The 23,583-nt window shown below is 63.2% G+C and carries 18 protein-coding genes and 4 pseudogenes; 13 read left to right on the forward strand and 9 right to left on the reverse strand.

Features of this window, described 5'->3' with window-relative positions; genetic code table 11:
- Positions 1 to 37: 37 nt before the first annotated feature.
- The 3 genes and pseudogenes from V1278_RS13505 to V1278_RS13515 form a co-directional block, all read left to right on the forward strand.
- Complete coding sequence (locus V1278_RS13505) at positions 38 to 1,093, forward strand: sugar phosphate isomerase/epimerase family protein (RefSeq protein ID WP_334381068.1); 1,056 nt, start codon at positions 38 to 40, stop codon at positions 1,091 to 1,093.
- Positions 1,094 to 1,106: 13 nt separating this feature from the next.
- Positions 1,107 to 2,282: a Gfo/Idh/MocA family protein gene (locus V1278_RS13510; protein ID WP_334381069.1), complete on the forward strand. Its 1,176-nt coding sequence runs from the start codon at positions 1,107 to 1,109 to the stop codon at positions 2,280 to 2,282.
- Between the two features lie 116 nt (positions 2,283 to 2,398).
- Positions 2,399 to 2,485, forward strand: a pseudogene (locus tag V1278_RS13515) (ribose-5-phosphate isomerase); the annotation flags it as partial.
- On the opposite strand, the gene V1278_RS13520 reads toward V1278_RS13515, so the two are convergent.
- Positions 2,466 to 3,395, reverse strand: coding sequence for a LysR substrate-binding domain-containing protein (locus V1278_RS13520; protein WP_334381070.1), 930 nt, complete (start codon positions 3,393 to 3,395; stop codon positions 2,466 to 2,468). The pseudogene V1278_RS13515 and the gene V1278_RS13520 overlap by 20 nt on opposite strands.
- A gap of 259 nt (positions 3,396 to 3,654) precedes the next feature.
- Here V1278_RS13520 and V1278_RS13525 point away from each other — a divergent pair, with 259 nt between their 5' ends.
- From V1278_RS13525 to V1278_RS13565, 9 genes and pseudogenes are all read left to right on the forward strand, one after another.
- Positions 3,655 to 4,689 carry an ABC transporter substrate-binding protein gene (locus V1278_RS13525; RefSeq protein WP_334381071.1) on the forward strand — a complete coding sequence of 345 codons (1,035 nt, stop codon included), beginning with the start codon at positions 3,655 to 3,657 and terminating at the stop codon, positions 4,687 to 4,689.
- An 86-nt stretch (positions 4,690 to 4,775) separates the two neighbouring features.
- Entirely contained in the window at positions 4,776 to 5,819 is a 1,044-nt protein-coding gene (locus V1278_RS13530; protein WP_334381072.1) for an ABC transporter ATP-binding protein, read from the forward strand.
- Positions 5,816 to 6,724 (forward strand): ABC transporter permease, encoded by a 909-nt coding sequence (locus tag V1278_RS13535; protein ID WP_334381073.1) that lies wholly within the window; start codon positions 5,816 to 5,818, stop codon positions 6,722 to 6,724. The genes V1278_RS13530 and V1278_RS13535 overlap by 4 nt, the downstream gene beginning before the upstream one ends.
- Positions 6,721 to 7,528, forward strand: a pseudogene (locus V1278_RS13540) (ABC transporter permease). The gene V1278_RS13535 and the pseudogene V1278_RS13540 overlap by 4 nt, the downstream one beginning before the upstream one ends.
- Positions 7,529 to 7,536: 8 nt before the next feature.
- Entirely contained in the window at positions 7,537 to 8,676 is a 1,140-nt protein-coding gene (locus V1278_RS13545; RefSeq protein ID WP_334381074.1) for an NAD(P)/FAD-dependent oxidoreductase, read from the forward strand.
- Between the two features lie 34 nt (positions 8,677 to 8,710).
- On the forward strand, positions 8,711 to 9,007 hold the full coding sequence (locus V1278_RS13550; RefSeq protein ID WP_065749465.1) for a (2Fe-2S)-binding protein: 297 nt from the start codon (positions 8,711 to 8,713) through the stop codon (positions 9,005 to 9,007).
- Positions 9,004 to 10,422 (forward strand): FAD-dependent oxidoreductase, encoded by a 1,419-nt coding sequence (locus V1278_RS13555; protein ID WP_334381075.1) that lies wholly within the window; start codon positions 9,004 to 9,006, stop codon positions 10,420 to 10,422. Before V1278_RS13550 ends, V1278_RS13555 begins: the two co-directional genes overlap by 4 nt.
- Positions 10,419 to 11,561 (forward strand): NAD(P)/FAD-dependent oxidoreductase, encoded by a 1,143-nt coding sequence (locus V1278_RS13560; protein ID WP_334364157.1) that lies wholly within the window; start codon positions 10,419 to 10,421, stop codon positions 11,559 to 11,561. Before V1278_RS13555 ends, V1278_RS13560 begins: the two co-directional genes overlap by 4 nt.
- A pseudogene (locus tag V1278_RS13565) lies at positions 11,558 to 11,904 on the forward strand (RidA family protein). The gene V1278_RS13560 and the pseudogene V1278_RS13565 overlap by 4 nt, the downstream one beginning before the upstream one ends.
- A 143-nt stretch (positions 11,905 to 12,047) precedes the next feature.
- On the opposite strand, the gene V1278_RS13570 reads toward V1278_RS13565, so the two are convergent.
- Complete coding sequence (locus tag V1278_RS13570) at positions 12,048 to 14,771, reverse strand: molybdopterin-dependent oxidoreductase (protein WP_334381076.1); 2,724 nt, start codon at positions 14,769 to 14,771, stop codon at positions 12,048 to 12,050.
- Positions 14,768 to 15,589: an FAD binding domain-containing protein gene (locus tag V1278_RS13575; protein WP_334381077.1), complete on the reverse strand. Its 822-nt coding sequence runs from the start codon at positions 15,587 to 15,589 to the stop codon at positions 14,768 to 14,770. Before V1278_RS13575 ends, V1278_RS13570 begins: the two co-directional genes overlap by 4 nt.
- Before the next feature lie 143 nt (positions 15,590 to 15,732).
- Between V1278_RS13575 and V1278_RS13580 the strand changes: the two genes are divergently transcribed.
- Positions 15,733 to 17,082, forward strand: coding sequence for an 8-oxoguanine deaminase (locus tag V1278_RS13580; protein WP_334381078.1), 1,350 nt, complete (start codon positions 15,733 to 15,735; stop codon positions 17,080 to 17,082).
- A gap of 49 nt (positions 17,083 to 17,131) precedes the next feature.
- On the opposite strand, the gene V1278_RS13585 is transcribed toward V1278_RS13580, so the two are convergent.
- The 6 genes and pseudogenes from V1278_RS13585 to V1278_RS13610 all read right to left on the reverse strand — a co-directional run bounded on the left by V1278_RS13585 (position 17,132) and on the right by V1278_RS13610 (position 23,527).
- Positions 17,132 to 18,211, reverse strand: coding sequence for a BMP family ABC transporter substrate-binding protein (locus tag V1278_RS13585; RefSeq protein ID WP_334364152.1), 1,080 nt, complete (start codon positions 18,209 to 18,211; stop codon positions 17,132 to 17,134).
- A gap of 76 nt (positions 18,212 to 18,287) precedes the next feature.
- A complete protein-coding gene (locus V1278_RS13590; RefSeq protein WP_334381079.1) occupies positions 18,288 to 19,205 on the reverse strand; it encodes an ABC transporter permease in 918 nt (305 codons plus the stop codon).
- The gene (locus V1278_RS13595) at positions 19,192 to 20,283 is read right to left on the reverse strand and encodes an ABC transporter permease (RefSeq protein ID WP_334381080.1); all 1,092 of its coding nucleotides are present in this window, start codon (positions 20,281 to 20,283) and stop codon (positions 19,192 to 19,194) included. The genes V1278_RS13590 and V1278_RS13595 overlap by 14 nt, the downstream gene beginning before the upstream one ends.
- Entirely contained in the window at positions 20,267 to 21,838 is a 1,572-nt protein-coding gene (locus V1278_RS13600) for an ABC transporter ATP-binding protein (protein WP_334381081.1), read from the reverse strand. The genes V1278_RS13595 and V1278_RS13600 overlap by 17 nt, the downstream gene beginning before the upstream one ends.
- A gap of 205 nt (positions 21,839 to 22,043) precedes the next feature.
- Positions 22,044 to 22,545: pseudogene (locus V1278_RS13605) on the reverse strand (nucleoside deaminase).
- Positions 22,546 to 22,627: 82 nt separating this feature from the next.
- On the reverse strand, positions 22,628 to 23,527 hold the full coding sequence (locus V1278_RS13610; protein WP_334364147.1) for a LysR family transcriptional regulator: 900 nt from the start codon (positions 23,525 to 23,527) through the stop codon (positions 22,628 to 22,630).
- Positions 23,528 to 23,583 lie beyond the last annotated feature (56 nt).

The following is a 23,583-nucleotide window of genomic DNA, read 5'->3' on the forward strand; positions in this document are numbered from 1 at the left end:
GCGCTGCTGCGGCGTCCAGAGGAGAAGGAAGCACTTGATGAAGATAATCAAGGGACCGGCGATATTCCTCGCTCAGTTCACTGCCGACGCGGCGCCGTTCAACTCCTTCGAATCTATCTGCGGATGGGCCGCCTCGCTCGGCTACGAGGGAATTCAGATCCCGAGCTGGGATGGACGACTCTTCGACCTCAACAAGGCCTCAGAGTCCCAGGACTATGCCGATGAGGTGAAGGGGATCGCAGCCGGTCACGGCCTTTCCATCACCGAACTCTCGACGCATCTGCAGGGCCAGCTCGTCGCCGTTCATCCGGCCTATGACGCAGCATTCGACGGCTTCGCCGTGCCGGAGGTGCGCGGCAATCCCAAGGCGCGCACCGAGTGGGCCGTTGCCCAGGTCAAGCGCGCAATCCGCGCCTCAGGGCGCCTCGGGCTCACGGCGCACGCGACCTTCTCCGGCGCATTGGCCTGGCCCTATGTCTATCCCTGGCCGCAGCGTCCGGCCGGCCTCGTCGAGGCCGCCTTTGACGAGCTCGCCAGGCGCTGGCGGCCGATCCTTGATTATGCGGAGGAGCACGGCATTGATGTCGCTTATGAGATCCATCCAGGCGAGGACCTGCACGACGGCGTCTCCTATGAGATGTTTCTCGAGCGGGTGAATGGCCACACGCGCGCGAACCTGCTCTACGACCCGTCGCACTTCCTGCTACAGCAGCTCAACTATCTCGACTACATCGATATCTATCACCAACGCATCAAGGCCTTCCACGTCAAGGACGCGGAGTTCAACCCGACGGGCCGCCAGGGTGTCTATGGCGGGTTCCAGAGTTGGGTCGATCGAGCTGGCCGCTTCCGCTCACTGGGCGATGGCCAAGTAGATTTCGGCGCGATCTTCTCGAAGCTCACGCAGTACGATTACGGCGGCTGGGCGGTGATGGAATGGGAATGCGCGCTGAAGCATCCTGAGCAAGGCGCGCGCGAGGGCGCCGAATTTATCAAAAGACATATCATTCGGGTCACGGAGAAGGCCTTCGACGATTTCGCAGGCTCCGGCGCCGACGACCAGATGAACCGCAAGATGCTCGGCATCTCCTGAGCGAGGAAGAAGAATGGCGATTGAGGTAAACAGCGAAACTGGCAGCCATGGTCGTATTCGGCTAGGCATGGTTGGCGGCGGCCAGGCATCTTTCATTGGCGCCGTCCACCGCATTGCCGCGCGTATCGACGACCGGTTCGAGTTGACAGCCGGCGCGTTGGCGTCGGATCCGGTCCGAGCCAAGGCCTCGGCGAAGGAGCTCGGTATCGCCAACGACCGCGCCTATGGCTCTTTCGAAGAGATGGCGAAGGCGGAAGCCGCGCGCCCGGACGGCATCGAGGTGGTCTCGATCGTGACCCCCAACCACATGCACAGCCCGGTTGCCAGGGCCTTCCTTGAAGCCGGCATCCACGTCATCTGCGACAAACCGCTGACGACGACCGTCGCCGAGGCCGAGGAACTGGTGGCGCTGGTCAGGAAGACGGGCAAGGTCTTCGTCGTGACCCACAACTACACGGGCTATCCAATGGTCCGACAGGCCCGCGCCATGGTTGCGAACGGCGATCTCGGCGAGATCCGGCTCGTCCAGGCAGAATATCTGCAGGATTGGCTGACGGAGCGATTAGAGGCAAGCGGCCATAAGCAGGCCGCGTGGCGCACGGACCCGACCCGATCCGGGGCTGGCGGGTGCATCGGCGACATCGGCACCCACGCCTACAATCTCGCCTGCTTCGTCACTGGACTTGAGCTCGACGAACTGCTCGCTCAGCTCTCGACCTTCGTCGACGGCCGGCGTCTCGATGACGACGTCCAGATCCTCCTCAAGTGGAAGGGAGGTGCCAGAGGTATGCTTTGGGCAAGCCAGGTCGCGGTCGGCAATGAGAACGGCCTGACGCTGCGCGTCTATGGGACCAAGGGCGGACTCGAATGGGTACAGGAAAATCCGAACCATCTCTGGTTCACCCGCTATGGGCAGCCCAAGCAACTCCTGACCCGCGGCGGTGCCGGCGCCTTGGTCGAGGCGGGCCGTCTCACCCGCGTGCCATCGGGGCATCCCGAGGGTTACCTTGAGGGATTCGCAACAATCTATACTGAGGCAGCGCGCGCTATCCGCGCAGCACAGGCCGGCAAACCACCCGATCCGGCGGTGATTTTCCCGACTGTCGCGGATGGCCTCGCCGGCGTGAAGTTCATCGAAGCTGCGGTGAACTCATCCGCAAGCAATGGCGCCTGGGTTCGGATCACGTAAATGCCGACGTGGCTGCCATGCTGATTTTGGCTGAACGTCAAGAACGGCAAACTCGACGTATCTACAAGAAATTCCACGGGATCGAGCTGCCGGCCGACATGCGTGGTTGAACGAAGGCGTCGTACCTGTCGGCCGAATTCTCAACGGACGAGGATTTCCGTCGGCGAGTCGAAAAGCTTCGCGTCATGGATGAACAGGGCTGAGGCCGGACATGGGCCCGTCAATGTCGTCGAGCGCCTGCCGCATGGCCTCCACCAGATCCAACGCGACTGGCGAGGGGCTGCGCTGCGGCGGAAAAACAGCAGCGAACTCGAAATCGATCCGCGGCGTGAAGCGGCGCGCGATGACGCCGCGGCTTTCGAATTCTCGCGCCGTGAATGGATCGCAGATCGCCACGCCAACTCCGGATGACACCAACCCGCACATGATCTCAGACAGGCTGGTTTCGACCCGAAGGACACGGCGGACATCGTCGCGATTGAAGGCCTGGTCGATCAGATGCCGGCCTGTCGACCCGGTCGTCAGCGACACGAAGGTCTCGCCCTCGAAATCGCGCGGCTCCAGCATCGCCTTGGCCGCGAGTCGGTGTCCTTCGGGCAGAACTGCAACGCGAGGGGGCGCTGGCAACCGCACGATCGACAGGCCCACATGGGCGATAGGTACCTCTGCGAAGCCGATGTCGCATTGGTTGTTCAATACCCAGTCGACCACAATCGGTGAGATCACGCCAAAGAACGCCAAGTTGAGGTTCGGCCGCTCCCTCAGAAACCGCCCGGCGAGTCTTGGCAGGTAGCCGTTGGACAACGCCGGCAAGGCGGCGATCCGAAGCGTGCCGGTTCGGCGGCTGCGGATTTCTTCGGCTGCTGCAGTGATCCGTTCGAGACCAACGAAGGAACGCTCGACTTCCATGTAGAGTGCCGTGGCGGCTGCCGTTGGCACAAGTCCGATGCCACGCTTTTCGAACAGCTTCATTTTGAGTAGCGCCTGGAAGTCGCGCAAGAGGCGGCTCACCGCCGGCTGCGTCACAGCCATGAGCGCCGCCGCGTCCGTGACGCTGCCCGTCAGCATTGTCGCTCGGAAGGCCTCGACCTGCCGCGAGTTGATGCGCGCCATCCCCCGCTCCATTCATAACATTCCAGTATGAAGATGGTGCCATTATTAATTGGACGGCGAAAGCGGGGATTGCGATCTTTTTCAGCAAGACTCGAGACGGCTCATTTTTTGAGCAGGGTCGGGCAATCCGAGGCGAGGCGGTCCGTCGATCCCGACGAACGGGCACATCCGTCTCGGGGAGGATGCCAGTCAGAATGCGAGCCAGATGTCAGGTCGTCGGTACGTCACGTCGCAACCACGCAATTCGGAGCTCGTCCACATGAAGCATCTCGGCCTTTTGACAGCGGTCAGCATCGCGGCCCTGGCCTCGGTCCCGTCTTCGGTTTCGGCGCAGCAGAAGACGCTGTATGTCGCCGGATACGGCGGCTCCTTCGAAAAAACGATCCGGGACGCCGTGGTCCCTGCCTTTGAGCAGGCCCACGGCGTGAAGGTCGAATACGTTGCCGGCAACTCGACGGATACGCTTGCCAAATTGCAGGCCCAGAAGGGCAACCAACAGATCGACGTGGCCATCGTCGATGACGGTCCGATGTATCAGGCGATTCAGCTTGGCTTCTGCAGCAAGATCGAAGGCCTACCCGCCGATCTCTATGATGCCGCCCGCTTCAAGGATGACCAAGCGGTTGCCATTGGGCTGGTCGCGACCGGTTTGATGTACAACACCAAGATCTTCGCCGAGAAGGGCTGGGCGCCGCCTACCTCCTGGAACGACCTCAAAGATCCGAAATACCAGAAGCAACTGGTCATTCCGCCGATCAACAACACCTATGGCCTGGAAGCTCTCCTGATGCTCGCCAGGATGAACGGCGGCAGCGAAGCCAACGTCGACGCGGGGTTCAAGATCTTCAAGAATGACATCAATCCGAATGTGCTGGCCTACGAGCCCTCGCCAGGCAAGATGACCGAGCTGTTCCAGTCAGGCCAAGCCGTGTTGGCCGTGTGGGGCACAGGCCGGGTCCAAAGTTTCGCGAACACCGGCTTTCCTGTCGACTTCGTGTATCCCAAGGAAGGCGCCGCCACGCTCCTCGCAAGTGCGTGTCCGGTCGCCAAGCCCAACGCTTCACCGCTCGCCGCGACGTTCGTCAAGACACTTCTCGACCCGAAACTGCAGCTCGTCCTGTTGAAGGACTACGGCTACGGCCCGGTGCTGAAGTCTCTGGTCGTTCCGCCGGAGCTCGGCAAAATGGCGCCGATCGGCGAGCGCGCGGCGAAGCTCTATACGCCCGACTGGACCATTATCAACGAGAAACGCGAGGAATGGACCAAGCGGTGGAATCGCGAGGTTGAGCGCTGAACCAGGCGGGCCGACGGGATTTCGCTTCAGCAGCCGAGAACGCCACTGACCGCGTATCGGCGTCGGCCACACCAGGATCCGAATCCATGTCCTTTCTCGAGCTCGACCGTGTCGCGAAGCAGTTCGGCCCGCAGACCGTTGTGGACGACTTCAGTCTTGCCGTGGGCAAGGGCGAGTTCATCTCCCTCCTCGGTCCATCGGGCTGCGGAAAGACCACCACGCTGCAGATGATCGCAGGCTTCCTGGATCCCTCGCGCGGCGCGATCCGGCTCGAGGGCCGCGACCTCACCGCAGTCCATCCGGCCAAGCGTGGCCTCGGCATCGTATTTCAGAGCTACGCGCTGTTTCCGCACATGACCGCGGCAGAGAACGTATCTTTTGGACTCGAGATGCGGCGCGTGCCGAAGGCTGATCGCAGCGAGCGAGTCCGCACCGCCCTCGCGATGGTCGGGCTCGCCGGCTTCGAGGATCGTTATCCGCGACGCATGTCGGGTGGCCAGCAGCAGCGCGTGGCGCTCGCCCGCGCGCTGGTGATCCGGCCGAGCGTGTTGCTCCTCGACGAGCCGCTGTCGAATCTCGACGCCAAGCTGCGCGAGGAGATGCAGATCGAATTGCGCCAGATCCAGCGCAACCTGGGCACCACCACGATCCTCGTCACCCACGACCAGATCGAGGCGATGTCGCTCTCCGATCGTATTGTGGTGATGAGCCAGGGCCGCATCGAGCAGATCGGCACGCCGCAGGAGACCTATGAGCGGCCCGTGTCGGCCTTCGTGTCTCAGTTCCTTGGCAAGACCAACGATTTCGCTGCGACGATCGACCGGACCGCCGCTCCGGCGCGGCTGGTTGCCGGCTCCTGGAGCGCGCCCGCGCCCGCTGGTGTCGCCGGCTCGGTGACGGTCAGCATTCGCCCCGAGCGAATTGGCTTCGGCGACACGGGGCTCGCAGCGAAGATCATCACCCGCATCTTCCAGGGCAATCACTGGCTGTTCCAGTGCGAGACCGAATCTGGTCCTGCGATTGTGATCCGCCAGAATGACGGTCAACCGCAACCCGCCGAGGGCGAGGCCGTCCGGCTTGCCTGGCGGCCGGAAGACATGAGCCTGCGCACCGCCGGAGGCGCCAAATGAGCACGGCTCCCGACACGTCTGTCTTGACCACAGGACCATCGACCGATGAACGCGCCGCGCGCGCCCCTTGGGCGCTGACCGCGCCCGCGCTGATGCTGTTCATCGGCATCCTTGTGATCCCGCTCGCGATGACCGTGATGCTCTCGTTCCATGATTGGGGCCAATACAAGGGCATTGAGCCGGTTTTCATCTTGAAAAACTGGCACGAGATCGCAACCGATCCCTACTATGCCGAGATGTTCTGGCGCACCTTCCGCGTCGCGCTGCTCGCGACGCTGATCACCGCCGTGTTCGGCGCGCCGGAAGCCTATATCCTCAACCGCATGAGCGGACGTTGGAAGAGCTTCTTTCTGCTCGTCATCCTCGGCCCGCTATTGATCTCAGTGGTCGCACGCACGCTCGGGTGGGCGCTTCTGTTCGGCGGCAACAACGGCCTCGTCAACAAGTTCTTGATGTCGCTCGGGCTGATCGGCTCGCCACTACCCTTCATGTTCACCGAGACCGGCATGGTCGTGGCGCTTGCCCATGTGATGATGCCGTTCATGGTGTTGTCGGTCTGGGCCGCATTGCAGCGCCTCGATCCGCAAATCGAAAACGCCGCGTTGTCGCTTGGCGCCAGCCCGCTCACCATCATCCGCCGCATCGTCCTGCCGCAGATCATGCCCGGCGTGTTGTCGGGGGCGATTATCGTGTTCTCGCTGTCGGCCAGTGCCTTTGCCACGCCGGCGATCATCGGCGGACGTCGGCTCAAGGTCGCGGCGACGCTGGCGTATGACGAGTTTCTCAATACGCTGAACTGGCCGCTCGGGGCGGCAGTCGCCGTGCTGCTCCTCATGGCGCTCGTGCTGATCGTCGTCGGTAGCAACGCGCTGATCGAACGGCGCTACGCCGAGGTATTCCGATGAGGACAAATGGCCCGATCTCTCTTGTGTTCCACACGGTATTCGTCGTCTTCATGCTGGCGCCGATCGTGGTGGTCTGCCTCGTTGCCTTTACGCCCGATGGCTTCCTGTCGCTGCCAACCAACGGCTTCTCGCTGCGCTGGTTCAGGGCGATCGCCAGCTATCCCGAATTTGTTCACGCCTTCTGGGTGAGCCTCGGACTCGGCGCGCTGTCGTCGTTCGTGGCGCTCCTCTTCGCGGTGCCGGCGGCGCTCGCCATCGCCCGCTACCGCTTCCTCGGCCGCGATGCGCTCGCGGCGCTATTCCTTTCACCGCTGATGATTCCCCATGTCGTGCTCGGCATCGCCTTCCTCCGCTTCTTCACGTCGATCGGCATCGGCGGCAGTTTCGCGGCGCTCATCATTGCCCATGTCTTGGTGGTGTTTCCGTTCGCGCTCCGGCTGACGCTGGCTGCGGCGACCGGCATGGACCGCTCGGTCGAGATGGCGGCGCTCTCGCTCGGCGCGGACGATTGGACACTGTTCCGCCGCGTGACTCTGCCCTTGATCCTCCCTGGCGTCGTCAGCGGCTGGGGCGCTCGCCTTCATCCAGTCCTTCGATGATCTGACCATGACCGTCTTCCTTGCCACGCCCGGCACCGAGACGCTGCCGGTCCGCATGTTCCTTTACATCCAGGACAACATCGATCCGCTGGTGACCTCCGTCTCCGCCAGCGTCATCGCAATCACCATGACAGCTCTGGTGCTGCTCGACCGCTTCTACGGACTCGATCGCGTGCTCGCCGGCAAGAGCGACGCAGGGCGATAGGAGAAGCCATGTCAAAGGATTACGACGTCGCTGTCGTCGGCGGCGGTCTGCTCGGTTCCGCCATCTCTTGGGGTCTTGGCCGGCTCGGCAAGAAGGTCGCCGTTCTCGACGAGGGCGATATCGCCAAGCGTGCCTCGCGGGCCAATTTCGCGCTCATCTGGGTGCAGAGCAAAGGCCTCGGCATGCCGGCCTACACCGGCTGGACCGTCCGCGCCTCCGAGACATGGCCAGCGCTTGCCGCTGAATTGAAGGAGCAGACCGGTCTCGACGTTGCCCTGCAGCAGAATGGTGGCTTTCACCTAACGCTCGGTGAGCACGAATTCGAGCAGCGCGCTCAACTCGTCACGCGCATGCATAACCAGGTGGGGGCGGCCGATTACCGGATGGAGATGCTGTCGGCGTCCGAAGTGAAAAAGATGCTGCCTCTCGTCGGCCCCGAAGTCTCCGGCGGCAGTTTCTGTCCGCTTGACGGGCACGTGAATTCGCTGCGCACCTTCCGCGCTTTCCATACCGGCCTAAAGCTGTTTGGTGTCGATTATCTTCCCGAGCGACCGGTTGCAGCGATAACCCGCGCCGGCGGCGAATTCCACCTGTCGACGCCGCAGGGCGATATCCGTGCAGCGAAAGTCGTGCTCGCCGCCGGCAACGCCAACCAGACACTGGCGCCGATGGTCGGGCTGTCAGCGCCGATGGGCCCGACCCGTGGTCAGATCGTGGTCACCGAGCGCACAGTGCCGTTCCTCCCGCATCCGCTGACTACGATCCGCCAGACCGACGAGGGGACGGTGATGATCGGGGACAGCAAGGAAGAGCAACTCGACGACCGCGTGCTGAACCATTCCGTCAGTGCTGTCATGGCGGATCGCGCGCAGCGCATGTTTCCTCACCTCGCCCGCCTCAACGTGGTGCGGAGTTGGTCCGGTATCCGCGTGATGCCGCAGGACGGTTTCCCGATCTACGACCAGTCGGAGAGCCAGCCGGGCGCTTTCGTCGCCTGTTGCCATTCCGGCGTAACGCTCGCGTCCAATCACGCGTTCGAGATTGCCCGGATGGTCGCCGAGGATGCGCTCGACGCGGAACTCGTCGGCGCCTTCTCGGCCCGGCGCTTCGTCGAAGACCGCGCTGCGACCGGCAGTGGCTATTACTGAAATCGACATGGCTCGAAGGGGCCAGGAGACATCAATGTTCAAGCGATCCGATCAGGACACCAGAAGACCCCTGCAGATCTTCGTCGACGGGACCGCAGTCGAGGCGCGAGAGGGCGACACGGTGTCCGCAGCGCTGCTTGCCTCCGGCCGCGACGCCCGCCGCGCTACCGCGGTCAGCGGCGCGCCGCGGCTACCCTATTGCATGATGGGCGTGTGCTTCGACTGCCTCGTCACGATCGATGGCGTGGGCAACCGCCAAGGCTGCCTAGTGCCGGTCGCCGAGGGGATGCAGATTGAAATCCAGAAAGGCAAGCGGGAGATCGGGCGATGAGAGCGACCCCCAAGCGCGATAGCTACGACATCGTGGTGATCGGGGCCGGGCCTGCTGGTCTCGCCGCCACCGTGTTCGCAGCAGAGGCCGGCCTGTCGACCCTGCTGCTTGATGAGAACCCCGGTCCCGGCGGCCAGGTCTGGCGCGCTATCTTATCGACTCCAGTAGTGGAGCGCGAGCAACTGGGCGCAGACTATTGGGCGGGCGCGGACCTCGTCCAGGCGGTGCAGTCGAGCGGTGCCGAAATCATCCATCGCGCGACCGTCTGGAGCCTTGACCGCAACCTCGAAGTCGGTGTCTCCGTGGGCGGCGCGTCGGCCTTCATAAAGGCGGGTCGCGTGATCCTGGCGACGGGCGCGCTGGAGCGGCCGTATCCCATTCCGGGCTGGACGCTCCCGGGGGTGATGACTGCCGGCGCCGCGCAGACGATGCTGAAGTCTTCAGGTCTCGTGCCTGACGGGCGCACGGTTATTGCCGGGCAGGGACCATTGCTTTGGCTGCTCGCGGCGCAGATCCTGCGCCTTGGCGGCCGCATCGACCGCATCCTCGATACAACCGAGCGCCGGAACTATCTCGCCGCGCTGCCCCATGCCTTCGCCTTCATGACCTCACCCTATTTCGCGAAGGGACTAGCGATGATGAGGGAAGTGCGGGCGAAAGTGCGCGTCGTGACCGGCGTCAATGAACTTTCTGCTGAGGGGGATGGCCAGCTTGCAACCGTCACCTATGCGGCAGGCGACCGACGTGAAACGATTCCCGCCGGGTTGCTTTTGCTGCATCAAGGCGTGGTACCCAACGTCAATCTCGCCATGGCAGCCGGAATCGAGCATCGCTGGGATGACGGGCAGCTCTGCTGGTCGCCGGTGCTCGACGACAAAGGTAACACGTCGGTCGAGGGCATCGCCATCGCCGGTGACGGCGCCGGGATCGCTGGCATGGAAGCTGCCGTCTTCCGGGGCCGTATCGCAGCAAGAGCCGCAGTTCAAACTCTGGCGCCCGAGGAGGCGGCAAAGCTCGCACCCATGGCTACGCTCAGGACTAATCTGGCTCGCGCCGAGCGCGGGCGCGTCTTTCTCGACACGTTGTTCAGGCCCGCGCGGCAGTTCCGTATTCCTTCGGGCGACACGATCGTCTGCCGCTGCGAGGAAGTCACTGCCAACGACATTCTCGACGCCGTCGCAATCGGCGCGACGGGTCCAAATCAGCTCAAGGCCTATCGCCGCACCGGCATGGGCCCGTGTCAGGGGCGGCTCTGCGGGCTCACGGTCACCGAACTCATGGCCGAGGCCCGCGGCAAGAGTCCGCAGGAGATCGGCTACTATCGGCTGCGTGCACCCGTAAAGCCGATCACGCTGTCGGAATTGGCGGCCGTGGCGAAGACAGAGGCCGACGTGAACGCCGTGGTGCGGGGATGACCAGGCTTGTGGATGCTATCGTCGTCGGCGGCGGCATCCACGGATGTTCGACTGCACTTCACCTGAGTCTCGCCGGGATGAAGCCGGTGCTGATCGAGAAGGACTATGCTGGCCGCCACGCCTCGGGGGTGAATGCCGGCGGCGTCCGTCAGCTCGCAAGGCATGTCGCCGAAATTCCGCTCTCGATCCGTTCCATGGGCATATGGGAGGGGATCGGCGAGCTGGTTGATGATAGCTGCGGATTCGAAAGCCACGGCCAGGTGTTGGTCGCCGAGAACGACGCCGAATTCGATGCTTGCCGCGCGCGCGTCGCCGAGCTGAACGCGCTCGGCTTCACCCACGAGGAACTTATCGATCGGCCGGAGCTGCGACGGCTGGTGCCGGCCGTTGCCGAAACCTGCCCTGGCGGCGTCGTGTCCCGGCGCGACGGCGCGGCCGAACCCGCGCGCACCACCACTGTCTTCCGCCGCAAGGCGGCAGCTCAGGGTGCAACCGTCCGCGAAGGAGTAGCGGCGACCAATATCCGAAAGCAGGACGGCCTGTGGCGGGTTGATGTCGGCACCGACACCTATGCGGCGCCGGTGCTCGTCAACGCCGCCGGGGCGTGGGCCGGCCGTATTGCCGCGGCACTTGGCGAGCCGGTGCCGGTGGAGACCGTGGCGCCGATGCTGATGATCACCTCGCGCGTGCCGCATTTCATCGATCCGGTGGTGATCCTGCGCGGACGCAAACTCTCCTTCAAGCAGTTTGCCAACGGCACAGTCCTGATCGGCGGCGGCCATTTGGCAGCGGCGGACCAGGATCGAAACGAGACCGTACTGGACTGGCGCAGTCTTGCGGTCAGTGCCGGCACCGTCTTCGATCTCTTTCCAGCCATGCGGAGCGCATCGATCGTTCGCGCCTGGGCCGGCATCGAGGCAAGGACGCGCGACGATCTGCCTGTTCTGGGTCCGAGCGTGCGCCACACGGGGCTCTACCACCAGTTCGGTTTCTCGCTGCATGGCTTCCAACTCGGCCCCGGCGCCGGCGCTGTCATGGCCGAGCTGATTGTCAACGGCGGCACCCAGACCCGGATCAGCGAACTGGGCATCGACCGTTTCTTTTCCTTCAATCCCGCAAACGAAGATGAGACATTATGAGCATCATCCGCAACATCCGCACGCCAATCATGCATCGCGCCATCGAGGCCAACGGTTTTGTGTTCGTCGGCGGGACAATCGCCGACGACACCAGCGCCTCAATGGGCGAGCAGACCCGCAACATCCTTGGCAAGATTGCTGGCTACTTGAAGGAAGCAGGAACGGACTCGTCCCGCATTGTAAGTGCCTCGATCTTCGTGACGGATCTGTCGAAGAAAAAGGAAATGGACGCGGCCTGGACCGAGTTCTTCGCCGACAACTGCCGGCGCGAGCAACAGTAGGTGTGGCCGATCTCGGCGGCGGTGCCTTGATTGAAGTGGTGGTCACCGCCCTAAAGAGTTAAGACCAGCGCGCGTGTATTAGGAGCATTTCATTCCCATCGGCAAGGTATCTCACACGTTAGACGTGGCTTGCCGTAGCTAGCTCAAACTTCCCGGTACTGATCGTGGCCGATCGTCGAATGCACGGTAGGACCGGGATAGAGGGCTAGCTTCCATACTTCTCGTACAGGAGCGGATGCAGCCGGTCGGGCTTTAACGGAACGTCGACAAAGCGAATGCCGGTGGCGTTGGCAATGGCGTTACCGAGTGCGGCTGCCACCGGATTGTAGGGGCTTTCGCTCATCGATTTCGCGCCCATTGGTCCCAGCGCGTCCGACGTGTCCGCAAACAGCACTTCGGTGCGGGGAATGTCGGCAAAGGACGGCAAGTGGTAATCGCGGAACCTGGGATTAACGACGCGGCCGCCTTCGTCGATTACCATTTCCTCATAAAGCGTCGCCCCAAGCGATTGCGCGACGCCGCCTTCGATCTGTCCGCGGCACTGCATCGGGTTGGCGACGCTGCCGGCATCGGCGGCATGCACACTTTTCAGAATTTTGATCTCTCCGGTGGCTTTATTTACTGCGACACGGAAGCCTTGGACATTGAAGGTGACCGACCGCGGTGTGCCCGCCGAGCTGCCGACTGCTGTGAAGGTCTTGCCGAGCGCCTGGGCTGAAGCGGCTATCTCGGCGTAGGACGTGCGGCGGCCAGCGCAGACTGTCGCGTCACCGTCGAGCGAACACGCATCCGCCTTTTCGCCGATCAGGGATGCTGCGAAGTTCTTCAGCTGGTCGGCCAGCGCCTCGGCCGCCGCCTGCGTGGCGCGCCCAGCGACGAAGGTACCGGCGCTGCCGTATGCGCCGGTGTCGTGGCCGCCATGGGCGGTGTCGGATTGTCGGAGGTGAATACGCTCGAGCGTCGTCGCCAACGCAGTGGCCGCGATCTGCAAATGCACGGTCGAGGTGCCGTTGCCGAATTCCGCTGTTCCGACCGTGAGGTCAAAGCCGCCGTCTGCGCGCAGCGACATTGTCGAGTCGGCGAAATGGCCGGCTGGTGGCACGGTATCGATCATGGTCAGCGCAATGCCATCACCGGTCAGCCATTCGGCGGGAAGCACAGGTTTCGGCGTTTCCGCGGCCATCGCGCGCTCGACCAGGTCAAGGCATTGGTCAAGGCCGTAAGAGCCATACATCACATCGTGATATTTCGAGCCCGGCGGCGACAGCATGGGATCTCCGGGTTTGACCACATTGCGACGGCGCATGTCGAAAGGACTGATGCCGAGCTGTTTTGCCAGTTCGTCGATCGCGGCTTCCACCGCAATCAAAGCCTGCGGCAAGCCGTAACCACGGAAAGCGCCGGAGGGAACCGTATTGGTATAGGCGGCGACGGCGTCGACCTTCTTGTTCGGGCAGTTATAGACGCCCAGCGACTCAGCGACGGAATGAAACAGCACCGGGCCGGCATGATTGCCATAAGCCCCGGTGTTGGAAAGCACGTCGAGCTGCAGCGCCGTCAGCTTGCCGTCCTTGTCGGCGCCCGCTTTGACGGTGACGCGCATCGGATGGCGCGTCGAAGTCGAGGTGAACTGTTCCTCGCGGGTGAGTTCGAACTTGACCGGCCGTCCGGTCTTGAGCGCAGCCAGCGCCAGAATGTCCTCGACGAACATTTCCTGCTTGCCGCCAAAGCCTCCGCCGACGCGTTCGCAAAACACCCGGACCTTGTCGGACGGCAGATTGAAGAGGTCCGCCAGCGTGCGCCGCGTCAGGAACGGCACCTGCGTGCTCGAGCGAACGGTGAGGACACCATCGGCATCGATCCAGGCAAGGCCGCCGTGGGTTTCGAGCGCGGCGTGCTGGACCCGCTGGGTGGTAAACGTGCCTTCGTAAGTGACCGCCGCCTCTGCCAGCGCTTTGGCGACATCGCCGAATTCTCCATGGGTTTCCGCAACGATATTGCGTTGGGCGTTGGTGACGCGATGCTCTGCTGTCTTGTCGCCATGGAGCACCGGCGCACCCGGCGCAATCGCCGCAACGGGATCGACTACCGCGGGCAGGATCTCATAGGCGACCCTCAAGCGCCGACATCCTTCCTCGGCGGCGGTCTCGGTGTCGGCGATGACAGCCGCGACCTTCTGGCCGATGAAGCGGACGACATTGTCGAGCACGCGGGTATCGTCCGGGTCCATCCAGTCCCACTCGTGCCGCGCGGTAGAGAACAGGCGATCCGGAGCGTCCTCGAAGGTCAGCACCGTATGGACGCCGGGGATGGAGAGCGCCGCGCTCGCGTCGATCGAGATGATTTTCGCGTGCGGATGTGGCGAGCGGAGCATCTTGATGTGCAGCAGGCCTTCAATCTGCGTGTCGAAGGTATAGCGCGCCGCGCCGCGTACGATCTGCGGGCCGGCGGGCGCGGGAAGGCTGCGGCCAAATGCGTGACCTGCGGCGGCGTCTTCGATATTGATCTTACCGTTGAGCGCATCCTCGATCGGCCGATAGCCGGTGCAGCGGCAGATGTTTCCTTTCAGCGAAGCACCGAGATCCTGACGCTGCGCCTGGTTTAGCGATGCGCAGGTCAGGATCATGCCCGCGGTGCAGAACCCGCACTGAAAGCCCTGCGCGTCGAGAAATGCTTGCTGCATGGGATGAACGTGACCTTCCGGCGCAAGGCCCTCGATGGTCGTGATTGCATGGCCATCGGCACGGAAGGCTGGGATCAGGCAGCTATGCACGGGCTCGCCGTCGAGCAGCACGGTGCAGGCGCCGCAGTCGCCGGCATCGCAGCCCTTCTTGACGCCGAAATGACCGAGCTCGCGCAAGAACGTCCGCAGACACTGTCCGAGCCGCGGGGATTGCGAGAACGACTTGCCATTGATCTCGAAACTCATGGCAATGCCTGCAATTCGCGGCGGATCTCTTCGGCTAGCCGCAGGGTCATGTGCTTGCGCCACTCGGGCTTGCCGTGAACGTCGGCATGGTAGAGGTCGTCGGGGATGCGTTGCAGGATCTTGTTGCGCAGCTCTTCCGCTGTCGGAATCCGGTCAAAGGAAAGCGGGACGGGTCTGGCGGTGGACGCCGTGACCGTCAGCGCCAACGCGCCCTCGTTGCTGACACTGCCGATCAGCAACGCCGCCGACCGGCCAACCGGCGTCAGCGATATCTGGCGAAGTGCCGAACGCCGCCTCAACGCCGCGAGCGGGATATCGATCTGTCGCAGCAGATCGCCGGGCCCGAGCAAATTGCGCCCGTCGCCGGTGACGAAATCGGCCACCGCAATCCTGCGTTCGCCACCGTCAGCCAGCCAGATCGTGCAGACGCCGTCGAGCGCCGATGTCAGCGCGATCATGGGCCCCGCCGGCAGCGACATGCAGATATTGCCGCCGACAGTCGCAGTCTTCCAGATCTTGAAGGAGGCGACAAACGCCCGGCAGCATTGGCTGACGAGGGGTGAGGCGACCCACTCCGGTGGGCAGGCCAACGCATCGAGCTGTGCGACTGTGCAGGTCGCCGAGATCGACAGCCCGGCCTCGCTGACGGTCAGCGCCGGCCATTTTAGGTCGGTGAGATCGATCAGCCGGCGCAGATGGGCCTGCGGTTCGGAGAACAGCCAGGTTCCGCCCGCAAGCCAAGCGTCGCCTGCCGTCCAAACGGGCAATTGATCCCGCCTCTTAGGATGCGCAACCGCGGTAATGGTGTTCAGGTCCATGGATACGCTAACGCTTTCAAGAGGATGCATCTCCGATTATGAAGTCTTGCAAGACCAGCGCCAATTGCCAATGCCATTGGGACGGACTTTGCAGTGTAGAAGCGGGCGTTTGCTAAGGCGCTCCGTTGGAAGAGGGTGGGATCATGGACCAAGCGCGGGCGAGCTGGATCAGGGACCCTCTCGCCATTCTGGCCGAGGGCGCCGAACGCGGCATTGTGGTTCGCGGCGGCAGGATCGTCGAGTTGGTGCCGCGCGGCCGGGAACCGGCAACGACCAATATTTCCGCTTTTGACGCGGGCGCGCACGTCGTGCTGCCGGGCCTGATCAATACCCATCATCATTTTTACCAGACGTTGACCCGGGCGCTGCCGGCGGCGCTCAATCGCGGACTGTTCCCCTGGTTGCAGGCGCTATATCCGGTCTGGGCGCGGCTGACACCGGAATTCCTTCACCTCGGCGCCACCGTGGCGATGTCCGAATTGCTGCTGTCGGGATGCACCACCACCACCGATCATCATTACGTCTTTCCGGCCGGGCTCGAGGACGCCATCGATATCGAAGTCGCCGCCGCCCGGCGGTTGGGCATCCGCGTGCTGCTGACGCGCGGCTCGATGAACCGGTCGCAGCGGGACGGCGGCCTGCCGCCGGACAGCGTAGTGCAGGACGAAGATACAATTTTGGCCGACAGTGAACGCGTGGTGACAAAGCATCACCAGCGCGGCGAGGATGCGATGGTGCAGATCGCGCTGGCGCCATGCTCGCCGTTCTCGGTAACGACCTCATTGATGCGTGCAACCGCGGCACTGGCGGACAGGTTCGACGTTCGCCTGCATACGCATCTCGCCGAAACCGAGGACGAGAACAAATTCTGCGAGCAGATGCATGGCTGCCGTCCGCTGGACTATCTCGAGCAATGTGGCTGGCTCAGTGCGCGGACTTGGCTGGCGCACGGCATCTTCTTCAATCCGGACGAGATGAAACGGCTGGGTCTGGCTAAGGCGGCCATCAGCCATTGCGCCTGCAGCAATCAGATCCTGGCATCCGGCTGTTGTCCGGTCTGCGAGATGGAGGAGGCGGGGGTTTCGATTGGCCTCGGCGTCGACGGTTCGGCATCGAATGACGAGTCCAACCTGATGCAGGAAGTCCGCGCCGCGTTCCTGCTGCAGCGGGCGCGCTACGGCGTCGAGCGCGTCAGCCACAAGGACGCGTTGCGCTGGGCCACCAAGGGATCGGCGGCCTGCGTCGGCCGTCCCGAGCTCGGCGAGATCGCAGTTGGGAAAGCCGCCGATCTCGCGCTGTTCAAGCTCGATGAATTGCGCTTCTCCGGCCATGGCGATCCCTTGGCCGCGCTGGTTCTCTGCGGCGCGCATCGCGCCGATCGGGTCATGGTCGGCGGAAACTGGGTGGTGGTCGACGGCACCGTCCCGGGACTTGATGTGCCCGATCTGATCCGTCGCCACAGCGCCGCGGCGCGCGCGATGCACGCGGGATGAGGGACCGGCGTTGCGCCGCCGGGCCCTTCTGTCTGCCGGCTTTCCTGCCTTACTTGCCGGGAATCTTGTCGTCGATGCCCTTCACGTAGAAGTTCATGCCCAGGATCTGGCCGTCATCGAGGTGAGTGCCGCCTTTGCACTCCACCTCCTTGCCGTCCTGTGCGATCACCGGACACTTGAAAGCGTGCAGCTTGCCTTCCGTGATAGCGGCTTCGGTTTCCATCGCGAGCTTCTTCACGTCGTCAGGCATGTTGGTGTAGGGCGCCATAACGACCATTTTCGTCTTCAGGCCGCCCCAGTAGTCTTCCGACTTCCAGGTGCCGTCGAGTTCGGCCCTGACCCGCGCGATATAATAGGGTCCCCAATTGTTCATGATCGAGGTGAGCTGCGACTTCGGTCCGAACTTGATCATCTCGGAATCCTGGCCGAACGCCAGCTTGCCGCGTTCCGACGCGATCTGCATCGGTGCCGGGCTGTCGGTGTGCTGCATGACGATGTCGGCGCCCTGATCCAGCAGCGCCTTGGCCGCGTCGGCTTCCTTGCCGGGATCGAACCAGGTGTTCGCCCAGATGATCTTGACCTTGATGTTGGGGTTGATCGTTTGCGCGCCCAGCATCGTGGCGTTGATGCCCGAGATGACCTCCGGGATCGGGAACGAAGCGATGTAGCCGAGCACGCCGGCCTTCGACATCTTGGCGGCGATGATGCCCTGGATATAGCGGCCCTCATAGAACCGGCCGGAATAGGTCGACACGTTCTTGTCGCGCTTGTAGCCGGTCGCGTGCTCGAAATGCACGTTGGGATATTTCCTGGCGACCTTCAGCGTCGGGTCCATGTAACCGAATGACGTGGTGAAGATCAGCTTGTTGCCGGCGCGCGCCAGCTGCTCGATCGAACGTTCCGAGTCCGGGCCCTCGCTGACATTTTCCAGATAGGTCGTTTCGACCTTGTCGCCGAATTCCTTGACCATGGCCAGGCGGCCCAAATCGTGCTGGTAGGTCCAGCCTAGATCGCCGACCGGACCGAGATAGATGAAGCCGACTTTGAGCTTCTCGGCGGCGGAAGCACCGACCATGCTTGCGCTGGCGGCGAGCATTACCGCCGTGGTCGCGATGAGAATTTTTCTCATGGGTTTCTCCGGTTAGTAAGGGGTGGCCAGTTACTCCCGAAGCGCGCACGCCCCGTCGCGCGCGCTTCGGATATGTCTATCGGTCGGGCACGAAAATCGTGCCCAGGGAGGCGGGTGCAGTCGAGCCCCCGGTTCGCGCCCGCGAAATCAGAACCAGGACGATGATCGTCGCCAGATACGGCAATGCCGACATGAATTGCGATGGAATGCCGACACCCCAGCCCTGCGCGTGAAGCTGCAGGATGGTGACGGCGCCGAACAGGTACGCGCCGATCATGAGACGGGCCGGTCGCCATGACGAAAACACGACCAACGCGAGCGCTATCCAGCCGCGGCCGGCCGTCATGCCCGGGATGAAGAACGGCGTGTAGGCGAGGGGAAGATACGCGCCAGCCAGCCCCGCGCATGCGCCGCCGAACATAACGGCCAGCATCCGTATCCGAAGCACCGGATATCCCAGCGCATGCGCCGAAACATGATTGTCGCCGACGGCCCGCAGTACCAATCCGGCCCGCGTCCGGTACAGGAACAGCCAGACGCCGACAACCAGCGCCAGTGAGAAATAGACGAATGCGTCCTCGCCGAACAGAATCCGCCCGACCAGTGGAATGTCGGTGAGGCCCGGGATGTGAAGATGCGGAGCCGTCGTTATCCGTTCGCCGACGAAACGGGCGCCAATCAGGCCGGACAGCCCGACGCCAAGGATCGTCAGCGCGAGACCCGTCGCCACCTGGTTGACCGCCAGGCCCAACGCCATCATCGCGAAGATCAGCGAGAGCAACGTGCCGGCGGCGATCCCGCAAAGGGCGCCAATCATGGTTGAGCCGGTGAGCCAGGCGCCGCCGAACCCGCACGCCGCTCCCACGATCATCATGCCCTCAACGCCGAGATTGAGGACGCCGGCCCGCTCCGTCACCAGTTCGCCGGTGGCGGCGATCAGCAGCGGCGTCGATGCCGCGAGCACGGCAAGGATGATTGCTTCAAGCAGCCCCACGGGACACCTTTGGCGCAGGCAAAATCAATCGGAACCGATACAGAATGAGGGAGTCGCAGGCGAGCACGTAGAACAGCAGAATCCCCTGAAATACCTTGGTTACGTCAAGCGGGATTTTCATTGCGATCTGGGCCTGCTCGCCGCCAATGAAGGTGAGTGCGAGGAAAAGGCCTGCAATTAGTATTCCAACTGGGTTCAGTCGCCCCAGAAACGCGACGATGATCGCGGTGAAGCCGTAGCCGGGCGAGATGCCGGGCCGGAGATTTCCGACTGGACCGGCCACCTCGATAATTCCGGCCAAACCTGCCAGCGCGCCTGACATCGCGAAGGTCAGAAGGACCAACTGGTTGGACTTGAAACCGCCGAAACGCGCGGCGCGCGGGGCGGCGCCGATGACGCGGATTTCGAAGCCCTTGATGGTTTTCCCGAGCAGCACCATGCCGGCCGCCACGACAATGAGCGCGATGACCGCGCCGAGGTGCAGGCGGCCGCCCTCAATCAGGACCGGCACCGTCGCGACCGGATCGAATTCGGCGGTGGTTGGAAAGTTGAAGCCAGCGGGATCCCGCCACGGACCGCGCACGAGATAATCGAGAAGGAGGTCGGCGACATAAACCAGCATCAGGCTGGTCAGGATCTCGCTGGCGCCGAACCTGACCTTGCAGATCGCCGGGATCAGCGCATAAAGCGCGCCGCCTGCTGCGCCGAGCAGGAGCATCGCCGGCAGCACCCAATGGCCGGCGTCGGTGCCGTGCGTCTTCACCGCAAGCCAGCTTCCGGCGACGGCGCCGATCAGGAATTGGCCTTCGGCGCCGATGTTCCAGGCATTGGCGAGATAGCAGAGTGAGAGGCCGATCGCGATCATCACCAGCGGAGTCGCCTTCACCGCGATCTCTTGCAGCGAATATCCGTCCGTGAGCGGATCGATGAAGTAAACGCCGAGCGCGGAGATCGGATTCTTTCCAAGGATCGCAAAGAGGATGCTCATGGTCGCGAGCGTGAGGCCAATGGCGATCAACGGCGAAACCAGCGCGATCGTGTTTGATCGTTCGGCGCGCTTTTCAAGCACCAGTTGCATGCGCCGCGTCCTTTTGCTCGATACTGCTTCCGCCCATCAACAAGCCGAGTTCCTCGCGGCTGGCATCGTGGGTGGCCACCGGCTCCGACAAACGGCCATGGAACATCACGGCGATGCGGTCGGTGATTTCGGCGAGTTCGTCGAGGTCCTGGCTCGTGACCAGAACGGCGGCGCCGCTGGCGGCGAGGTCGAGCAGCGCCTGCCGAATTACGGCGGTGGCGCCCGCGTCGACGCCCCAGGTCGGTTGATTCACGACGAGCACGGCAGGATTACGCAGGATTTCCCGGCCGACGATGAATTTTTGCAAATTGCCGCCCGAGAGAGTGGCAGCTTCCGGATCGCGCTTGGCCTTGCGCACGTCGAAGGCCTCAGTGGTGCGATCAACGGTTCGGAGCATTGCGGCGGTTTTCACAAAACCATGATGAACCATGTTGCTCGCGGCATGCCCGGTCAGCAATGCATTCTCGGACAATTTCATGCGTGGCGCTGTGCCATGACCGAGCCGCTCTTCGGGCACGAACGCCGCGCCGAGCCGGCGCCGCCGCGTGATCGAAAGGTGACCGGCGGCAGTTCCGTCGATCACAACTGTGCCGGGGTCCTGCGCCAGCCGTTCCCCTGACAGGGCGGCGAAAAGCTCGTCCTGACCATTGCCGGCGACGCCGGCGATGCCCAGGATTTCACCACCTTTGAGTTCGAAGGAGATGTGCTGGAGCTGGATGCCGTGCGGATCGTCGGGCTCGAGGCTGAGGTCGTTGACCACGAGGCGCGGCACCGTGATCTTGCGGTTGGCAGCCGGCTTCACTTCCTTGATCTCGCCGCCAACCATCATGCGGGCGAGCGAAGCCGCGGTTTCCATCCTGGGATTGCAGGTCGAGATCTTCTTGCCGCCGCGCAGGATCGTGGCGGTGTCGCATAGCCGCTTCACCTCTTCGAGCTTGTGGCTGATGTAGAGGATGGCGCGGCCCTCGGCTTTGAGGCGCTCGAGCACAGTGAAGAGCTGGTCGGCCTCCTGCGGAGTCAGTACCGCGGTCGGCTCATCGAGGATCAGGAATTTCGGATACTGCATCAGTGCTCGAACGATTTCGATGCGCTGACGCTCGCCAACCGACAATTGCCAGACCTCGCGCTTGGGATCGAGCGGAAGCCCGTAAACACGGGATACTTCCTCAAGGCGCGCCGACATGTCCTTGAAGGATTCCCTGCCGTCGAGACCCAACGCAACATTTTCGGCGACGGTGAGATTGTCGAACAGCGAGAAATGCTGGAACACCATGCCGATGCCGCGCACGCGCGCTTCCGATGGTCCGGAGAGAACCATGGCCTCGCCTTGCCAGCGCATTTCGCCACCGGTCGGCCGGATCAATCCGTAGATGATCTTCACCAGGGTGGATTTTCCCGCGCCGTTCTCGCCGAGCAGGGCGTGGATCTGTTGCGGCCAGATATCGATGTCGATTCGGTCGTTCGCCGGGAAGTCACCGTAGCGCTTGGTCAAACCAACTGCCTGAAGCAGAGGTTTAGCGTCGGTGTGCTGCGAGTCAGTCGTAGAGTCCTGCATTCGTCGTCACGCATAAGAGGAAAGGATGCCTCGATATTGGGCTAGTTTGGACCCGCGCGTAAGTGGGGAAAACGCGTCAGCCCCGGCATAACTCTTCGGCAAACGGGCGACGCGCGATTCCGGATTGCTTCGCGGGAGCAGACGCCCGTCGCGCTCCCAGCGATAGCGCCGATCCACATGTTGCAGAATTGCTGCCCGAGCGCGGCTACTTGTCCCAGACGCCGTCATGCACCGCGGCGGCCTCGTCTTCCAGCAATGGCCCAACCACCTCGGTCGCGCGCTGGCCGCTGCCGAATACTTCACGGCAGGGAAGATCGAGGGTCGGATTTTCCGGGTGGTTGCCTGTCAGACGGCGCAGCCGAAGTTCGCTCAAGCCGTAGACGACGCGGCCGATGCCTGCCCAGTAGATCGCGCCAGCGCACATCGCGCAAGGTTCGGCCGACGAGTAGAGCGTGGGCGTTGCCCAGGATATCAGGCGCGACTGTGGTACAGGCCTGCGTTGCCAGTAGCCGTTCGGCATGCGCGGTGCCGTCATGCGACGGCATGTAACCATTCTCGGTCTCGATCAGGACGTTACGGCCCTGATCGACCAGAACCGCCCCGAAGGGGTGGTTGCCGTGGCTGATGGCGCGGCGGGCAACCGCGAATGACAGCCGCAGGAAATGCTCATCGAGTTCCGGGGGACTCAGCGTTGAAACATCGACCATGGGGCCTCACCATCAATGTCCGGCCATATGCCGCCCGATTTCAGTGAGGTCGGCTTCGCTGGCGCGGACCTCGTGGACACAGTCAGGAACCTTCCCGGCCCAAAAGCAGGCTCGCCTGCCGGACTTCGTCCAGAAATGCCTTGGCCAGACGTGATAGCGGTTCTGCTTCCGACCATAGCATGTAGGCCACCGCGTGTGTTTTGGGCGCAAAAGGCCGGACGATGAGATCGTGGCTGCCGCCTTGGCTCGGCGAAAACGGGTCGACGACCGCAGCGCCCACCCCGGCGACCGCGAGCACGCAGGCCGTGTTGCAGTATCGCACCTCGACGGTCGGCTGAAACGGTGCGCCGGCTTGCGCGAAACTCTCGCGCACGGCTTCGCCCAAACGCGTGCCGCGCTCCAGCCCGATGAAGGGTAAGCCGACGAGGTCGGCGGCGGAAATGACCGGCCGTTCGGCAAGCGGATGTTTCGGTGGCAAGACGCAGACCATTTCGCCCGAGTGAACCACCTCGTGCGCAATGCCCGGGTGGGGCGACAGACCGAGGGCGAAGCCCAGTTCCGCAACCCTGCTCAGCACGCCCTCGATGATTCCTTCGTAGCGCCGGACATCGAAGAACATCCGCGTCTGCGGGCGACGGTGCAGGAATCCTGACATAGCGGGTGGAATGATGCTGTAGGCGACGGGCGGCGTCGCCACGATCGAGAGATGCCCCGAGCGAGACTCCCTTAAGTCACGCACGCGGTTCTCGAGTTTTGCATGCAGCGCGAAGATCGCCTCGCTTTCCTTGTACAGCGCCATCGCCTCGGTGGTTGGGAACAGGCGGTTGTTGACACGCTCGAACAACGCGAACCCCGCTTGCGCTTCCATGGCTTTCAGCGCGTTGCTGATCGCCGGCTGCGACAATGCCAGATCATCCGCTGCCGCGACTGTCGTCCGGTGGCGAATGACTGCACGCAGGATCTCGAGTTGGCGCAAGTTCATAATAACTGCCGATTATAGTCTGGGCGAAAATATCATAGCACGAGTGATTGCCATTG

The organism is Bradyrhizobium sp. AZCC 1577, assembly GCF_036924575.1.
Classification (GTDB): domain Bacteria; phylum Pseudomonadota; class Alphaproteobacteria; order Rhizobiales; family Xanthobacteraceae; genus Bradyrhizobium.

Coding starts and splice junctions, on each gene's coding strand:
- V1278_RS13505 (WP_334381068.1), top strand. CDS start 38: ATGAAGATAATCAAGGGACCGGCGATATTCCTCGCTCAGTTCACTGCC.
- V1278_RS13510 (WP_334381069.1), top strand. CDS start 1,107: ATGGCGATTGAGGTAAACAGCGAAACTGGCAGCCATGGTCGTATTCGG.
- V1278_RS13520 (WP_334381070.1), bottom strand. CDS start 3,395: ATGGCGCGCATCAACTCGCGGCAGGTCGAGGCCTTCCGAGCGACAATG.
- V1278_RS13525 (WP_334381071.1), top strand. CDS start 3,655: ATGAAGCATCTCGGCCTTTTGACAGCGGTCAGCATCGCGGCCCTGGCC.
- V1278_RS13530 (WP_334381072.1), top strand. CDS start 4,776: ATGTCCTTTCTCGAGCTCGACCGTGTCGCGAAGCAGTTCGGCCCGCAG.
- V1278_RS13535 (WP_334381073.1), top strand. CDS start 5,816: ATGAGCACGGCTCCCGACACGTCTGTCTTGACCACAGGACCATCGACC.
- V1278_RS13545 (WP_334381074.1), top strand. CDS start 7,537: ATGTCAAAGGATTACGACGTCGCTGTCGTCGGCGGCGGTCTGCTCGGT.
- V1278_RS13550 (WP_065749465.1), top strand. CDS start 8,711: ATGTTCAAGCGATCCGATCAGGACACCAGAAGACCCCTGCAGATCTTC.
- V1278_RS13555 (WP_334381075.1), top strand. CDS start 9,004: ATGAGAGCGACCCCCAAGCGCGATAGCTACGACATCGTGGTGATCGGG.
- V1278_RS13560 (WP_334364157.1), top strand. CDS start 10,419: ATGACCAGGCTTGTGGATGCTATCGTCGTCGGCGGCGGCATCCACGGA.
- V1278_RS13570 (WP_334381076.1), bottom strand. CDS start 14,771: ATGAGTTTCGAGATCAATGGCAAGTCGTTCTCGCAATCCCCGCGGCTC.
- V1278_RS13575 (WP_334381077.1), bottom strand. CDS start 15,589: ATGGACCTGAACACCATTACCGCGGTTGCGCATCCTAAGAGGCGGGAT.
- V1278_RS13580 (WP_334381078.1), top strand. CDS start 15,733: ATGGACCAAGCGCGGGCGAGCTGGATCAGGGACCCTCTCGCCATTCTG.
- V1278_RS13585 (WP_334364152.1), bottom strand. CDS start 18,211: ATGAGAAAAATTCTCATCGCGACCACGGCGGTAATGCTCGCCGCCAGC.
- V1278_RS13595 (WP_334381080.1), bottom strand. CDS start 20,283: ATGCAACTGGTGCTTGAAAAGCGCGCCGAACGATCAAACACGATCGCG.
- V1278_RS13600 (WP_334381081.1), bottom strand. CDS start 21,838: ATGCAGGACTCTACGACTGACTCGCAGCACACCGACGCTAAACCTCTG.
- V1278_RS13610 (WP_334364147.1), bottom strand. CDS start 23,527: ATGAACTTGCGCCAACTCGAGATCCTGCGTGCAGTCATTCGCCACCGG.